The 15,655-nt window shown below is 44.9% G+C and carries 15 protein-coding genes and 3 pseudogenes; 11 read left to right on the top strand and 7 right to left on the bottom strand.

Going from position 1 to position 15,655, the window contains the following annotated elements:
• Positions 1-42 precede the first annotated feature (42 nt).
• The 4 genes from Q5C82_RS17775 (at position 43) to tatC (ending at position 3,002) form a co-directional block, all read left to right on the top strand.
• Positions 43-219 (top strand): hypothetical protein, encoded by a 177-nt coding sequence (locus tag Q5C82_RS17775; RefSeq protein WP_003223830.1) that lies wholly within the window; start codon positions 43-45, stop codon positions 217-219.
• Positions 220-237: 18 nt separating this feature from the next.
• Positions 238-1,989: an alkaline phosphatase PhoD gene (gene phoD, locus Q5C82_RS17780; protein ID WP_003223832.1), complete on the top strand. Its 1,752-nt coding sequence runs from the start codon at positions 238-240 to the stop codon at positions 1,987-1,989.
• 13 nt (positions 1,990-2,002) lie between these two features.
• Positions 2,003-2,215, top strand: coding sequence for a sec-independent protein translocase protein TatAD (gene tatAD / locus Q5C82_RS17785; RefSeq protein WP_003223835.1), 213 nt, complete (start codon positions 2,003-2,005; stop codon positions 2,213-2,215).
• 61 nt (positions 2,216-2,276) lie between these two features.
• Positions 2,277-3,002 (top strand): twin-arginine translocase subunit TatC, encoded by a 726-nt coding sequence (gene tatC / locus Q5C82_RS17790; protein ID WP_003223836.1) that lies wholly within the window; start codon positions 2,277-2,279, stop codon positions 3,000-3,002.
• Here tatC and pcp read toward each other — a convergent pair.
• On the bottom strand, positions 2,999-3,646 hold the full coding sequence (pcp, locus tag Q5C82_RS17795; RefSeq protein WP_003223838.1) for a pyroglutamyl-peptidase I: 648 nt from the start codon (positions 3,644-3,646) through the stop codon (positions 2,999-3,001). The genes tatC and pcp overlap by 4 nt on opposite strands.
• A gap of 79 nt (positions 3,647-3,725) precedes the next feature.
• Between pcp and Q5C82_RS17800 the strand changes: the two genes are divergently transcribed.
• Positions 3,726-4,838, top strand: a complete 1,113-nt coding sequence (locus Q5C82_RS17800) for an aminotransferase class V-fold PLP-dependent enzyme (protein ID WP_003223839.1) — start codon at positions 3,726-3,728, stop codon at positions 4,836-4,838.
• A gap of 42 nt (positions 4,839-4,880) precedes the next feature.
• Here Q5C82_RS17800 and lmr(B) read toward each other — a convergent pair whose 3' ends face one another.
• On the bottom strand, positions 4,881-6,314 hold the full coding sequence (lmr(B), locus tag Q5C82_RS17805) for a lincomycin efflux MFS transporter Lmr(B) (RefSeq protein ID WP_003223841.1): 1,434 nt from the start codon (positions 6,312-6,314) through the stop codon (positions 4,881-4,883).
• A gap of 49 nt (positions 6,315-6,363) precedes the next feature.
• Positions 6,364-6,930, bottom strand: coding sequence for a transcriptional regulator LmrA (gene lmrA, locus Q5C82_RS17810; protein WP_003223844.1), 567 nt, complete (start codon positions 6,928-6,930; stop codon positions 6,364-6,366).
• 793 nt (positions 6,931-7,723) lie between these two features.
• Between lmrA and Q5C82_RS17815 the strand changes: the two genes are divergently transcribed.
• Positions 7,724-8,362 carry a triacylglycerol lipase gene (locus Q5C82_RS17815; RefSeq protein ID WP_003223846.1) on the top strand — a complete coding sequence of 213 codons (639 nt, stop codon included), beginning with the start codon at positions 7,724-7,726 and terminating at the stop codon, positions 8,360-8,362.
• 37 nt (positions 8,363-8,399) lie between these two features.
• On the opposite strand, the gene Q5C82_RS17820 is transcribed toward Q5C82_RS17815, so the two are convergent.
• Entirely contained in the window at positions 8,400-8,783 is a 384-nt protein-coding gene (locus Q5C82_RS17820; protein WP_003223848.1) for an RDD family protein, read from the bottom strand.
• Between the two features lie 234 nt (positions 8,784-9,017).
• On the opposite strand from Q5C82_RS17820, the gene Q5C82_RS17825 reads away from it, so the two are divergent.
• The gene (locus Q5C82_RS17825) at positions 9,018-10,094 is read left to right on the top strand and encodes a helix-turn-helix domain-containing protein (RefSeq protein ID WP_003223850.1); all 1,077 of its coding nucleotides are present in this window, start codon (positions 9,018-9,020) and stop codon (positions 10,092-10,094) included.
• 39 nt (positions 10,095-10,133) lie between these two features.
• Here the strand turns inward: Q5C82_RS17825 and Q5C82_RS17830 are convergent.
• A pseudogene (locus tag Q5C82_RS17830) lies at positions 10,134-10,358 on the bottom strand (GHKL domain-containing protein); the annotation flags it as partial.
• Positions 10,359-10,360: 2 nt separating this feature from the next.
• Here Q5C82_RS17830 and Q5C82_RS17835 point away from each other — a divergent pair.
• Both Q5C82_RS17835 and Q5C82_RS17840 read left to right on the top strand, forming a co-directional pair.
• Positions 10,361-10,612, top strand: a pseudogene (locus tag Q5C82_RS17835) (protein natB); the annotation flags it as partial.
• A gap of 135 nt (positions 10,613-10,747) precedes the next feature.
• Entirely contained in the window at positions 10,748-11,680 is a 933-nt protein-coding gene (locus Q5C82_RS17840) for an aldo/keto reductase (RefSeq protein WP_003223856.1), read from the top strand.
• A 39-nt stretch (positions 11,681-11,719) separates the two neighbouring features.
• Here Q5C82_RS17840 and Q5C82_RS17845 read toward each other — a convergent pair whose 3' ends face one another.
• Both Q5C82_RS17845 and Q5C82_RS17850 read right to left on the bottom strand, forming a co-directional pair.
• The gene (locus Q5C82_RS17845; protein WP_003223858.1) at positions 11,720-12,784 is read right to left on the bottom strand and encodes a DUF4352 domain-containing protein; all 1,065 of its coding nucleotides are present in this window, start codon (positions 12,782-12,784) and stop codon (positions 11,720-11,722) included.
• A 22-nt stretch (positions 12,785-12,806) separates the two neighbouring features.
• A complete protein-coding gene (locus tag Q5C82_RS17850; protein ID WP_136975841.1) occupies positions 12,807-12,938 on the bottom strand; it encodes a hypothetical protein in 132 nt (43 codons plus the stop codon).
• A gap of 192 nt (positions 12,939-13,130) precedes the next feature.
• On the opposite strand from Q5C82_RS17850, the gene Q5C82_RS17855 reads away from it, so the two are divergent.
• Positions 13,131-14,528, top strand: a complete 1,398-nt coding sequence (locus tag Q5C82_RS17855; protein ID WP_003223860.1) for a YcdB/YcdC domain-containing protein — start codon at positions 13,131-13,133, stop codon at positions 14,526-14,528.
• A 185-nt stretch (positions 14,529-14,713) separates the two neighbouring features.
• Positions 14,714-15,604 (top strand): annotated as a pseudogene (locus Q5C82_RS17860) (YcdB/YcdC domain-containing protein); the annotation flags it as partial.
• Between the last annotated feature and the right edge of the window lie 51 nt (positions 15,605-15,655).

Raw genomic sequence — 15,655 nt, forward strand, 5'->3', positions numbered from 1 at the left:
TGTTTTTGTTTTTTTAAGATCGTGTGAAGAAAAATAGTCCGAATGGACGGCTTGCAAACGACAAGATATGCAAAAAACGCGCCATTTAGCCAGCTTTCGGCACGTTTCAGCGGCAGGCTTGTGAGTGAAGACCTGTTTCTGAAGTTCAGCGCTTACAATCGGTTCACACTTCTTCACAGCCATTTAACAATGATTTTCTATAATGAAGGCGATCAATGAGAAGAGAGGGGATCTTGAATGGCATACGACAATCGTTTTGATGAATGGGTACAGAAACTGAAAGAGGAAAGCTTTCAAAACAATACGTTTGACCGCCGCAAATTTATTCAAGGAGCGGGGAAGATTGCAGGACTTTCTCTTGGACTGACCATTGCTCAATCAGTTGGTGCATTTGAAGTAAATGCCGCGCCTAAGTTCTCGAGCTATCCGTTTACGTTAGGGGTTGCGTCTGGAGATCCGCTTTCTGACAGTGTCGTGCTGTGGACGCGTTTGGCACCGGATCCGCTGAACGGCGGGGGAATGCCGAACCAGGCGGTACCTGTTAAATGGGAAGTCGCAAAGGATGAGCATTTCCGTAAGATTGTGAGAAAGGGCACTGAAATGGCCAAACCGAATCTCGCTCACTCAATTCACGTGGAAGCGGACGGGCTTGAGCCGAACAAAGTGTACTATTACCGTTTCAAAACCGGACATGAACTAAGCCCTGTCGGAAAAACAAAAACGTTGCCTGCCCCTGGCGCCAATGTGCCGCAAATGACCTTTGCGTTTGCTTCCTGTCAGCAATATGAGCATGGATATTATACGGCCTACAAGCATATGGCGAAGGAAAAGCTTGATCTAGTCTTCCATCTCGGTGATTACATATATGAATATGGTCCAAATGAATATGTATCAAAAACAGGCAATGTCCGCACGCACAACAGCGCGGAAATCATTACGCTGCAAGACTATCGGAACCGCCATGCCCAATATCGTTCTGACGCCAATCTAAAAGCTGCACATGCGGCGTTCCCTTGGGTTGTGACGTGGGATGACCATGAAGTCGAAAACAACTATGCCAATAAAATACCGGAAAAAGGACAATCGGTTGAAGCATTTGTACTCCGCCGTGCGGCTGCGTATCAGGCGTACTATGAGCATATGCCGCTCCGCATCTCCTCTCTGCCGAATGGCCCGGATATGCAGCTGTACCGGAACTTTACGTATGGAAACCTGGCGTCCTTCAATGTACTTGATACACGCCAGTACAGGGACGACCAAGCCAATAACGACGGCAATAAGCCGCCTTCTGATGAATCGCGCAATCCGAATAGGACCCTGTTAGGAAAAGAACAGGAACAGTGGCTCTTCAACAATTTGAGCAGCTCGACAGCCCACTGGAATGTGCTGGCGCAGCAGATTTTCTTTGCGAAGTGGAATTTCGGGACAAGCGCAAGCCCGATATACAGCATGGATTCGTGGGACGGCTACCCTGCTCAGCGCGAACGGGTTATCAATTTCATTAATAGTAAAAATCTGAATAACGTTGTCGTGCTGACAGGTGATGTACACGCAAGCTGGGCATCGAATTTGCATGTCGACTTTGAGAAGACAAGTTCAAAAATTTTCGGAGCTGAATTTGTTGGAACCTCGATCACTTCCGGAGGAAATGGCGCGGATAAGCGGGCGGACACAGACAAAATTTTAAAAGAAAATCCGCATATTAAGTTCTTTAACGACTATCGCGGATATGTTCGCTGCACAGTGACGCCTCACCAGTGGAAAGCCGATTATCGCGTGATGCCGTTTGTAACAGAACCTGGCGCCGCCATTTCAACACGGGCTTCATTCGTCTACCAAAAAGACCAAACCGGGTTGAGAAAGGTTTCATCCACAACGATTCAAGGTGGGGTGAAGCAATCCAATGAGGTTGAAGAGGATCGTTTCTTTGCACACAATAAAGCCCACGAAAAACAAATGATTAAGAAACGGGCAAAAATCACGAATTAAGGAGTGAAAAAACATGTTTTCAAACATTGGTATACCGGGCTTGATTCTGATCTTTGTCATCGCCCTCATTATTTTTGGCCCTTCCAAGCTGCCGGAAATCGGGCGTGCCGCCGGACGGACACTGCTGGAATTTAAAAGCGCAACAAAATCACTTGTGTCTGGTGATGAAAAAGAAGAAAAATCAGCTGAGCTGACAGCGGTAAAGCAGGACAAAAACGCGGGCTGAGTGCTGATGAGGCAGACACCGGGTCTGCCTCTTTTTTTTATGAAAGGGAGGGCTTTTTTGAATGGATAAAAAAGAAACCCATCTAATCGGGCATTTAGAAGAGCTTCGCCGCCGGATTATCATAACTCTCGCGGCATTTCTTCTATTTCTCATCACGGCTTTTTTGTTCGTGCAAGACATTTATGATTGGCTGATCAGGGATTTGGACGGAAAACTGGCTGTGCTTGGCCCGAGTGAAATCCTTTGGGTGTATATGATGCTTGCCGGCATTTGTGCCATTGCGGCTTCCATCCCTGTTGCCGCGTACCAGCTGTGGCGTTTCGTTGCCCCGGCGCTCACAAAAACGGAGCGCAAGGTGACGCTTATGTACATACCCGGGTTATTTGCATTGTTTTTGGCGGGCATTTCTTTCGGATACTTTGTCTTGTTTCCGATCGTGCTCAGCTTTTTGACTCATTTGTCTTCCGGCCATTTTGAAACAATGTTTACGGCTGACCGCTATTTCAGGTTTATGGTGAATTTGAGCCTGCCGTTTGGCTTTCTGTTTGAGATGCCTTTAGTGGTGATGTTTTTAACAAGGCTGGGCGTTCTCAATCCCTATCGGCTGGCCAAAGCGAGAAAGCTGTCCTATTTTTTGCTGATCGTCGTGTCTGTATTGATTACACCGCCTGATTTCATTTCTGATTTTCTCGTCATGATCCCGTTGCTTGTCCTGTTTGAAGTAAGTGTCACCCTATCAGCGTTTGTCTACAAAAAGAGGCTGACAAGCGAAACGGCGGCAGCTTAGTGCAGCGTACCGCCCGGTGACTTCAAATCCTCATCATATTGTGCGGCCGTAACAGCGGCGATTCTCAATGCCCGGACAATCGTGTCCAGGCTGAGGCTCGGCGCTGTTTTGTCGATTGTTTGCTCTGGAATGAAAGGGATATGAATAAACCCGCCGCGAATGTGCGGGGATGTCCGGCTAATGTGATCCATTAATCCGTAGAACAAATAGTTGCATACAAATGTGCCCGCTGTATAAGAAACCGCGGCTGGAATCCCGTTTTCCTTCATTTTTGCAGTCATTCGTTTCACGGGAAGTCCCGTCCAGTAAGCGGCGGGCCCTCTTGGAGAAATCTCTTCATCAATCGGCTGATGTCCTTCGTTATCGGGGATGCGCGCGTCTGCAAGATTGATTGCCACCCGTTCCGGCGTGATCTGCATCCGCCCTCCGGCTTGGCCGACACAGATCACGATATCCGGCTGATGCTTCAGAATGGCTTGCCGCAAAGTGTCCAAAGCGGTTCTAAAGACAGTCGGAATTTGTTCTGCTGTGATGATTGCTTCATCCGTCTCTAAGCCATTCAGCTGTTTCGCCGCTTCCCATGATGGATTGACGGTTTCTTTGTCAAAAGGATCAAAGCCTGTGATCAGCACTTTTTTTCTCATCTTCCCATCTCCTTTTTCCTTTTATTCTATTGTTTATTTTTGGGTTTTTCATCAAAATAATGAAAAGGAGTGAATCACAATGGAGCATTTGCCGCAGCAGTATCGCCAGCTGTTCCCAACTGTGCAGACACATACGATGCTTGCCAGCTGTTCTCAGAGCGCGTTGGCAGAGCCTGTATCAAGGGCGATCAAAGACTATCATGACAGCCTGCTGCATATGGGGACGAACTGGAATGAAGCGATCGAAAAAACAGAGAGTGCGAGAAACGAGTGTGCAAAGCTGATAGGGGCTGAACCGGATGAAATTGCGATTGTGCCGTCAGTTTCTGATGCGCTGGTTTCCGTAGCATCGTCCTTAGCCGTTTTTAGAAAGAAGCATGTTGTGTATACAGAGATGGACTTTCCGGCGGTGTCTCATGTTTGGCAGGCACAATCCGATTATACCGTATCCGTCATTCCATCAATAGACGGTGAGCTGCCGCTTGAACAATATGAAACATATATTATGGATGAAACAGTGCTGACGTGTGTTCCGCACGTTCATTATCGGGACGGCTTTGTTCAGGATGTAAAAGCAATCGCTGAGATTACTCATAGAAAGGGTTCTTTGTTATTTGTGGATGCTTATCAATCAGCGGGGCACATTCCCATTGATGTAAAAGAGTGGGGTGTTGATATGCTGGCGGCAGGCACCCGGAAGTATTTGCTTGGCATACCGGGAATGGCGTTTCTTTATGTGAGAAAGGAGCTGGCGGATGCACTGAAGCCGAAAACATCAGCTTGGTTCGGCCGGGAGAGCGGGTTTGATGCGGCTTATGCGAAAGGCGCGCGTCGTTTTCAAACAGGCACTCCTGCTTTTGTCAGCATTTACGCAGCGGCAGCGGCTTTATCACTGCTGAATCATATCGGGGTTTCTCATATCCGGGATCATGTGAAAACGATCTGTACCGATGCATGTCAATATGCTGCTGAAAAAGGTCTGCAGCTGGCGGCGGCACCAGCAGGAGAGCAGCCGGGCATGGTTGCGATCCGGGATGAGCGGGCATCGGAAACGGCGGCGCTGCTAAAGAAGAGAAAAGTGATTTGCGCGCCGCGGGACACTGTCATCCGTCTCGCTCCTCACTTTTATAACACGAAGGATGAATTGCGTCATGCGATTGATGAAATCGCGGAAATCGCGCTCCGCATGTAAACAAAAAAAAGCCCCTGAACACAATGTCAGGGGCTTTTCATATTAATGATCTACCTTAACTCGCTTCAAGAAGAAAGCGCCAATTAAACCGATAACAGCAACAATCATCGCAAACACAAACGCGTGCTGCACGCCCGCTGTCAAAGCCTGCGGGATGACTGCCGGATCGGCAGGGTTTTTGACTGTGCTCATATAATCATGCTGGCCTGCAGCCATAATGCTGACCGCAACCGCTGTTCCGATAGCGCCCGCCATTTGCTGCAGTGTGTTCATGATAGCGGTGCCGTCTGGATAAAACTCGCGCGGCAGCTGGTTTAAACCATTTGTCTGCGCAGGCATCATAATCATAGAGATCCCGATCATCAAGCATGTGTGCAGGATGATAATCAACGCAGCCGTTGAAGTGGTCGTGATGTTTGAGAAGAACCAAAGGACAACAGTAACAATCACAAATCCGGGAATGACAAGCCATTTCGGTCCGTATTTGTCGAACAGACGGCCTGTAACGGGGGACATAAATCCGTTTAAAATGCCGCCCGGCAAGAGAATAAGACCAGAAGCAAATGCTGTCAGGACTAAGCCGCCTTGTAAATACATCGGCAGAAGCAGCATAGATGACAGGATGACCATCATGCAAATGAATACCATAATAACACCCAAAATAAACATCGGGTATTTGAACGCACGCAGGTTCATCATTGGCTGCTTCATCGTCAGCTGGCGGATAGAAAATAGGATAAGACCGACAACCCCGACAATTAGTGAGACGATCACAGTCGGGCTGGACCATCCGCCGGAGCCTTCACCCGCGTTGCTGAATCCGAACACAATGCCGCCGAAGCCAATCGTCGACAGGATGATAGACAATACATCGATTTTCGGCTTTGTAATGTCAGATACATTTTGCATGTATGCGATACCGAAAACAAGCGCCAGCACAAGGAACGGAAGAGAGATCCAGAAAATCCAGTGCCAGTTGAGATGCTCCAGAACCAATCCGGAGAAAGTCGGGCCGATAGCGGGCGCGAACATAATGACAAGCCCGATCGTTCCCATCGCCGCGCCCCGTTTATGAGGCGGGAAAATCACCAAGATTGTGTTAAACATCAGCGGCAGTAAAAGACCCGTTCCGAGTGCTTGAACGATCCTCGCCGCCAATAAAAAAGAGAAGCTCGGCGCAAGCGCCGCAATCAAGGTGCCTAAAATTGAAAAGATAAGTGACACGGTAAAAAGCTGTCTTGTTGTGAACCACTGCAATAGCAGTCCAGATACAGGAACGAGGATACCGAGAACAAGCAGGTAGCCCGTCGTTAACCATTGAACGGTTGCCGCTGTAATGTTCAATTCCTTCATAAGATCGGTTAAAGCGATATTCAGCGCTGTTTCACTGAACATGCCGATAAAACCGGCCAACAGCAAGGAAATCATAATCGGCATCACTTTGTATTGCTGAGATGCTTTAGCTGCTGTTTCCAAAAATCATTTCCCCTCTCTATTTCGAACGTAGTATAAGTATGTCTTATTTTTATCTCTTCAGCAGGTCAGGAATGCAGCTGGAGATATGAAGGAGCGGTGTGCTGTTTTTTGCCGTCAAAGATAAAAGAATACCGCCTTCAATCATGGCGTTAATCACAGTGCTGACTTCCTTAGCATGGCTCTCGCTGCAGCCTGCGAGCCGCAGTTTTTCTTCATACACAGAGGCCCACTCTTTGTAGGCTTCATGGCAGGCTTCCCGCAACGGTTCGCTTTCCAATGACGTCTCAGCCGCAAGCAAGCCGACAGGCAAGCCTTCAATGTCTTCCGTACATGAAAATTGGCAGGAGAGCTCCTTCAAAAAGGCTTGAATGCCTTCCGCTGGATCGGTGTAGGCTTCCATGCAGTCCGCAATTTTCTGGCGGATATATTCCTTCATCTCATTCACCGCTTCGATCGCCAGCTGTTCTTTGCCGCCGGGAAAGTGGTAGTAAAGGGAGCCTTTAGGTGCGCCGCTTTCCTTAATAATCTGGTTCAGCCCCGTGCCGTAATATCCCTGCAGCTGAAATAGCCTGGTTGCAGCTGAAAGGATTTTCTCACGGGAATCTCCATAACTCATAACATTCCCACCTTACTGAATTGCAATCAAAAATATAGTGACTGGTCTATTATCTTGATTCGACCACCAGTTGTCAAGAAAAATTGACTGAATGAAAAACTTATTTTTGCATTTACAAATGATAAAATTTTTCAAGAAACGATAAGGGAGGTTTCCCTGAATCGCGATTCAATATATATACAACTATTCTTCTTATTCTTGCCTCAGCATCTCATTTAATTTCAATATTGGTATTTCACCAAGGTATTTTAGCTTACATTCTTTCCATTATCTTTTTATTAGCCGCAGGATATTCCACAACATTCACTAAACCCAAAGACCAAATATAACCAAATAAAAAAGAGGGAAAAGGATGACTCCATTTCTCTTTTTTTTATGCCTTTTCCACACATTATTAGGATAAGGGAATTTTCACTCTCCCTTAACATTCATAAAGCCCTAATGCCCCAAACAAAAAACTCATTAATCATTTCACTGTAAAGCTCATATCTATTAGTTTTCTCTTAGTTCAATTCAAAACAAAAACTAGGAAAAGTAATGCCAGATCTATGTTTCCTAGAGAAAATGTTGTGCCTAAACTTAGTCATAACATTTGCTTTGCTGATTCCTACGGACGTTATACTTGCTGTTCAACAACGTAACAATGAACAGAAACTAATCGAGATAGGTTGGTAGAACTAAAAATTCCTTTAACCTTAAAATTTCTTTAAAAATAAGTAAAAATTCCCCTTTACTTAATTAATTTGGTAACGTAATATAATTTAAGAATTTGTTACAAAAAAAGGAGGATATTATGAAATTTGTAAAAAGTAAGTTCATTGCACTTGTAACAATTTTGGTGCTGTCAGTCACATCGCTGTTTGCGATGCAGCCGTCAGCAAAAGCCGCTGAACACAATCCAGTTGTTATGGTTCACGGTATCGGAGGAGCTTCATACAATTTTGCGGGAATTAAGAGCTATCTCGTATCTCAGGGCTGGTCACGGGGCAAGCTGTATGCGGTTGATTTTTGGGACAAGACAGGGACGAATTATAACAATGGCCCGGTATTATCACGATTTGTGCAAAAGGTTTTAGACGAAACGGGTGCGAAAAAAGTGGATATTGTCGCTCACAGCATGGGTGGCGCGAACACACTTTACTACATAAAAAATCTGGACGGCGGAAATAAAATTGAAAACGTCGTAACGCTTGGCGGCGCGAACCGTTTGACGACAAGCAAGGCGCTTCCGGGAACAGATCCAAATCAAAAGATTTTATACACATCCATTTACAGCAGTGCCGATATGATTGTCATGAATTACTTATCAAAATTAGACGGTGCTAAAAACGTTCAAATTCATGGCGTTGGGCACATTGGTTTATTGATGAACAGCCAAGTCAACAGCCTGATTAAAGAAGGACTGAACGGCGGAGGCCAAAATACGAACTAACGAGAAACATAACCTTGAAGAATTTTATTCTTCAAGGTTATTCTGCTTTCAGCACAATTGTTTTCGCAGCCATATCATGAACGGCTTGTTTTTTCTTCGTAAATGCGGCTGTCAAATAGATCAAACGTGAGAACACATGCACCCACGCTATCATGTAACGGACAATAGCCTGTGGGAGGGATATTTTTTCGTATGTTTCGTCTCTCACGATTTGCAGCCCGATGATTTTTTTGCCCAGTGTACCCTTCCAATTTGTCAGCGGCATCAGCAAAGGATACACAAACACCATCAATATGGCCACAATAATGACGCCGGCGGACCCGTCACCAAACGTAAATCCGGCTGCCAAAATCACTGCTGCCGCAATGATCACATCAAGTACTAGAGCGCAGGCGCGCAGCATAAAACCAGCGAATTCCAACATAAACACTCCTTAAAATTTTAGATAAATACCTAATGATTGTAAAAAAGAAGGGCCTAAAGTGGGAATAGGTTATAAGCCTTAAATCACAAAAGTTGGTGAAAATGTCATAGGTAAATTGGTTTGATCAGCCAGCTTATCATATTACCAAATTCTTTTTTAGCCCGAAACCAAGCCCTCAGAAGTTATTTTTGTTAAAATAGAAAAGTTACAACAGAATTCGGAGGGTTTATTGTGGGAAAAGTGAAACGAAATGCCCCTTGTCCATGCGGCAGCGGCAAGAAATATAAAAAATGCTGCGGAAGTAAAGTTGTCGACTTCCCGACAGAACTAGCGGCAAAAGAAGCAAAACAAATCCAGGAAGACTTAGTGGAGTATGCCTTCACAGTACATAGAGAAAGCATTTCAAGCTTTATCAACCAGCATGATTTTCTTTCTGCTATGGACAGACAGACGAAAGACATCAGCGTATTTAACTTAGGGATCTGGGGAATCTTCTTCCACCCGCTTGCTGGTGAAAAGACAATCTTTGAAGAGTACCTTCAGAAAAAAGGCGATTCGATTACTCGTCCGAAAACGCGTGAGATCGTTGAATCATGGAAGAGCATGACGCCTGCTTTATTGCTGCTGCAAGACTTGAAAGAAGGTGTCATTCACTTTGAGGATGTCATTACGACAAAACAATTCGAAGTGGAAATGGACGCCAACAATCAAGACCTCCCGCCAGTGGGAAGCCTGATTCTCGGATATCCAATCCACGAAGCAGAAAAAGCAGAATTCTTCATGCAGTTCACGATCTTCCCGGTGAAGAGAACAGAAGCGCTGATCAGCAAAGTGAAGAAATATGCGGATGCCGCTGTGAAGAATGGCAAAACGCCGGAAGACTTCATGAAGCAAGAATTCAACAACGTTCTGTTCGCGCTGTTAGCGGAGAAAGATGAAGAGCCGCAAGCAGAGGAAGCGGAAGAAAGCAGTATTGAGTGGGCAAACGACATGGAGAAAGAAACAGCTGCGGCTATCGAAGAAGGCATGGGCGGAGATGAGTATCCGACTGAATTGATTCCGGCTGTCATTGACATCTGGAAAACATTCTGTGAGAAAAAATCACCTGTCATCAGAAAACCGGAAGCTTTTGCGGCGGCAGTTGAATATTATGTGAATGCGATTTCTCTTAACGGAGCGTCCGTTTCTCAAGCTAAACTGGCGAAAAAATACGGCGTCAGCGCATCAACGATTTCCAGCCGTTACAAAGAAATTGAAAGCACGCTGCAAGACGAAGCAGATCGTTTTGCACAAGCGTTATCCTCATAATGAAAAAAACCTTGAAAAGCCGGGCTTTTCAAGGTTTTTTTATTTCTGAAACGGAATTTTGATTTCTAACCGGAAGACGGGGTGTCGGTAGGTAAAATCCAGCCTCCCAAAAGCGCTCTTCACCAGTTTTTGAATGATATAGGTGCCCATGCCTTCATGGGCGCCGCTTTTCGTTGAACGGCCAAACGATTGATACAGTGTATCGAGAACTTTTGGTTCCATGCCGGGCGTGCTGTTTTCGCAAATCAGCACATAAAGCCCGCTGTATGTCTCTCGTCGTCTTTCTGCCTATATTCCCGATGTTTTTCATCTTAAGCAAGGCACCGAATCAATTTGACTTGTCATACTTTCTCATTCCGTTTCTGAACCTGCATGCGTTATTTAAACAGCTTTTATTCGGGATGGTTGAGCCGGCTGCCATTTTGTACACGTCAGGAACCATCGCCGTGCTCATCGCCATTTTCTTTTTACTGGCCAGAGCCTGTTTCTTAAAAGACAAATGGGTCCTGCCAAAATAAACTTGCAAAAGGAGAAATACACTTTCTCCTTTTTGTATATCCTGAAAAAAGAAGGAAAATAGAAAAAGGATATCTAATACAGAAAGTGACCCTGCACTATTTTTCATCAAAATTGGTGTCAAAGGAGAAGGAACAATGGATCAAACACGTACACTTGGCAAGACGAAGCTGCAGGTGAAGCGGATCGGATTCGGTGCGAATGCGGTCGGCGGGCATAATCTATTTCCGAATCTAAATGATGAAACAGGGAAAGATTTGGTGCGCACGGCATTGGATGGCGGCGTGAACTTTATTGATACCGCCTTTATATACGGACTGGGACGTTCTGAGGAATTAATCGGGGAAGTTGTGCAAGAACGAGGCGTGCGGAATGAGCTCATTATTGCCACCAAAGGGGCTCATAAGGAAGTGAACGGCAGCATTGAATTAGACAACAGCCGGAAATTTCTTCGCGGCGAGGTAGAAAAGAGCCTGAAGCGGCTGAAAACAGATTACATTGATTTGTATTATGTTCATTTCCCGGATGGGAAAACGCCTCTCGCTGAAGTGGCGGGCACGCTGAAGGAGCTGAAGGATGAGGGAAAAATCAAAGCGATCGGTGCTTCGAACCTCGATTATCAGCAATTGCAGGAATGTAATGCCGACGGTTATTTGGAGGTCTTCCAAGCTGAATACTCTCTCATTCAGCGTGATGCCGAGAAGGAGCTGCTTCCGTACTGTGAAAAACACGGCATTTCCTTTATTCCCTATTTTCCGCTCGCGTCTGGGCTGCTGACAGGAAAATTCACGAAAGACACGGTCTTTGATGACTTCAGAAAGGATAAGCCGCAATTTCAGGGAGCAGCGTTTATTCACAATCTCCAAAAAGTAGATAAGCTGAAAGCGGTAGCGGAGGAAAAACAAGCGGAGACGGCACATGTTGCCTTGGCGTGGCTGTTAACAAGATCGGCGATAGACGCTATCATTCCAGGCGCTAAACGTCCTGAGCAGTTGAAAGATAACTTGAAAACCTTGAACATTGAACTAACCGAAGATGAAGTGAACTTCATCAGCGGAATCTTCACATAAAAAAGGAAATAGCTTTGGAGGCTATTTCCTTTTGGTGTTTTATTCTTTGATGAATGCTTCGACTAATTCTGCTGCTCTGTAGTCGTCCATATCAAGCTGCCATTGGTCGATGTCATTTTTCTTCATTTTCACTTCAACTGTTTTTTCAGATGAAGCAGGTCCGAGCTTTTTGAATTCTTCAGGATAGACTTGAAGCGCGTATTTCACAGCATCCTCATAGCTGGCGCCAGAGTTTTTGCTGTAGTAGTCTTTTACTCTGTCTTCGATGCGGTCTGAGAGTGAAGATGCATCTACCGGTTTAATTGTGGCTTCAACAATCGCTTCGTCTTTTGAGATCGAAGTTGTTTTCGCCTGGATGGAAGAGTTTTTGCTTAATCCCTCTTTAATGCCGTTCACGATATTATCAAGCGCTTTGCTGTCGGCATATGTGCTGGAAAGGCCCGAAGCTGAGAGATAGCCGTCTTTCGCTGATTCGTTGAAATCACTTACAATTTTATTTTTGTTGTCCCCGGTGATTTTTTCGAAATCAGCGTTGTCTTTACCGAAAAGAAGGACATCAACATAAGCTGATAATGCTTTTGCAGAGTCTTGGAGCTGGTCTGCTGTCGCAAGGATTTTTTTGTCTTTTCCGTCAATTTTGAAAGTAACTGATTTTGGCTTTTTATCACCATAAGATTCCGGCGTATAGTTAAGCTCGTATTTCTTGCCTTTATCTACAACATAGAAGAGGCTGCCTTCAACCGATTTGTCAGCGTTAATCGTGCTGCTGCGCAGCTTTTCGTTATAATCCTCGGGATCTGTGTCAGACATCTTCGTATCATCTTGATACAAAGTGAAATCCATACTGTCTACATTCAGCGGTTCTTTTCCTGTGTTTTTCACAGCGACATTGACTTTTAACACAAGCTGGTCATCTGAAGTGGACTTATCATATTTGGATGGCAGTGTATAAGAGACATCCTTGATTTTGACTTGAGCTATATCTGAGCTTTTTTCTGTTTCTGAATTTTTCTTCTCCGCGCTTGTTTTGCTTCCGGAACAAGCAGCTGTAAACATCATCAGCAGAAGAATTAGGAAAACAGCGTACGTTTTTTTCTGAAACATTCATTTTTCCTCCTCAAATGGTTTAGGAAAGGGGAGTCTTTTGTCTTTGAGAAATGGATCTTTTTGAATGGATTAGCATCATATAACCAAAAAAATCAGTTCTTTTCTCACGGTTTTTACCAGATTTTCTGGAAACTCCGCCCTTCTTTGTCATGAATGGACCTATAAAAAGTTACAACGGAATTAATTTTAAGATTATTAGCTTTTATATTGAATAGGTTCATCATACTATTTTTGGTGAAAAATGTTCTGGAAAAACTGGTAAACTCAGAAATTTGTGCAATTTAGACTACTACTTTCTGATTAGTTGAAGGGGACATAAGAACGATGAAAGGGGGCCGTCTTGGTGAAGAAAGAGGAATTGAAACAAAAAGCACTGGAAATCGGCCGGGTGCCGACACACTTAAAACTGGAAATTGAAGATTATGGCGATGATGAGAAAAGAGGACATTTTTGTTGGACAGATCCTCAGGATGAACACATCGGCATTATCGTGGAACTTGGGCCGGATGGACAGCTGAAATCTCTTTCCCGAGATATTGAGCCTGAAAGCGGAGAAAGGCTGTCTGAGGAGAAATTAGAGGATATCATGCGCCAATTTGTAGAGACTCATTATCCCGGGGCGCTGTCAGTCTTTGTGCGTGAAGAAGAGAACTGTACATCCGACGATAAAGTGAGATTTTCATATGTTCAAATGGAGGACGGTCTTCCTCTTCCCATGAGCGGATTTATGGGTGAAGTTTCCTTATCAGGTGAGATCATTTACTTTCGCTATTACGGCAAAGCGGGAAGCATCATCAAGCCAAAGCGGGTCGCTGATGAAGAAGAGGCATTTGCCTTCATCAAGAAGGACGTGGAGTTCGACCTTTTGTTTGAGGTTCTCCATCGTTCTGTTTACAAAAACGGGGACGATCAACCGCATTTGGTGTATGAGCCTGAATGCAGGGCCGTTACCGTGCCTGCCGATTTGGTGAAAGAAGAACAAGCATTTGATGATGACGATGACAGGGAGCCGGAAAGCTTTCCTCTCCCTTTATTCGAAGGCATTCACGAAAAGGCTGATCTTGGCAGTATGATCGGCATCGAAAAAGGCTTTGTCAAGGAGCGGGAAACGGATTTGGGAGACGGGAGAATAAGGACCGTTTGGCGGAATCCGGATGATCCCGTGTATCAGCCGGCGGATAAAAGCATGGACAGCTGGTTTAGAGGACGGGTTCATCAAGTGCTGAAAACCATCCATAACAAAGAAACCGGAAAACTCGAAGGCGTCATGTCATTTATGGAGAAAAAAGGGCCGTTGACAGTAACTGAGGCAGAGTGCGAAAAAAGGGCGCTTCGTTTTCTATTTGCTTTATTTCCAAATGCCGATCAATATTTTAAGATCAAATATGACGAACCCGATGAAGAAGAAAACGAAGTCGCCGGTTTTACATTTGAAGCTCACTGTCACGGGGTTCCGCTCCGGTTTGGGCAGATCAGAATCTGCGTCAGCCGCCAGACAGGGCACATTACCGTTTATATGGCGCCAGATATTGACCCGAAGGAGCTGGAAGCCATTCATCCCGTTCCGGCTATTTCAGCAGAACAAGCGAAGTCTATCTTTTGGCAGCATTTTAAAGTTGAGCTAGGCTGGGAGAGAGAATACCGTGATGATGAAGAACACAGCTACCGGCTCGTCTATAAGCCGGTGTATCCGCGTTTTATCGAAGCCCATACAGGAGAGCCCGTTTTCAGTTCATGGTAAAACAGCCAAAAGTCACGCAAATGCCGCAGATATATAAGGTGAGATGTGATGAAAGTAACAGAAAGAATATCAGAAAACAACGACAATAATAGAAAAGGACCTTTCTTCACTTTAAAAGAAGAAAGGTCTTTTTATATAATAAACAGGATTCTCTTTGTCGTAGACTCTTTGAAAGGATGACTTCATTGGTTAATAAACAGCTGAAAAAGAAGGCGCAAGAGATCGGCAATGTACCTCCGCATTACGAGCTTGAGATAGAAGATTACAACCAAAAGCAAAAGAAGAAGGGGCAGGCATACTTCATCTGGAAGAACCCTGAAGATCCGGAAAAGCACATTACAGTTGAACTCCGACATGACGGCGCTTTGCTCACCTTTTCAACAACCGTCTGCTCCGAGACAGACAAAAAACTTCCAGATGCCGAGTTAAAGCTGATGGCTCTTCAGTTTGCTGCTGCTAACCATCCCGGCACATTTATGAAATTTCACTTTCAAGGTAAGGAAGAACGGGGAAAGCATATCCGTTTTATCTATACCAAAATGGAACTGGGGCTTCCGCTTCCCAATTCAGGCTTTTTAATTGATATAACACGCAGCGGACAGATTGTTCATTTCTTATATTACGGAGAAGGGCATAAAGCCGAAGTTCCAAATGAATTTGTAGCAAAAGAGAAGGTTGTGTCCCATTACTTAAATACAATGTCTTTGCAGCTGATGTACGATGTCATTGATGGCGAACAGGTCCCCAGGCTTGTGTATGAACCGATTCTGCCGGGATACAGCTACCCTGCGGATGTAGACGAAATCGTGCCTGACCAGCATATTGCAGATGAAAGAATAGAAAACGGGGCGCCCCTGCCGCCGTTTCAGAACATGGAAGAAATCAATATATATGCTATGCTGGGTCTCACTTCTGATATGCAGAAAGTCAGTGAAAAGGACTTTGGAGAAGAAATAGGAAGCACGTGGCGAAAAGGCACTGCGCCGGAGCGTAAGGATTTAAGCATTGGGAGTTATTTTGAAACAAGAAATAAAAACACAATCAAAATAAAGACGGATAAAAAAACCGGAAAATTGGGACTGACCCCATAATATGAGACAAATAAAAAACACCTTCTAGTTTGAAAA

Source organism: uncultured Bacillus sp., assembly GCF_958411575.1.
In the GTDB taxonomy this organism is placed as follows: Bacteria; Bacillota; Bacilli; order Bacillales; family Bacillaceae; genus Bacillus; species Bacillus spizizenii.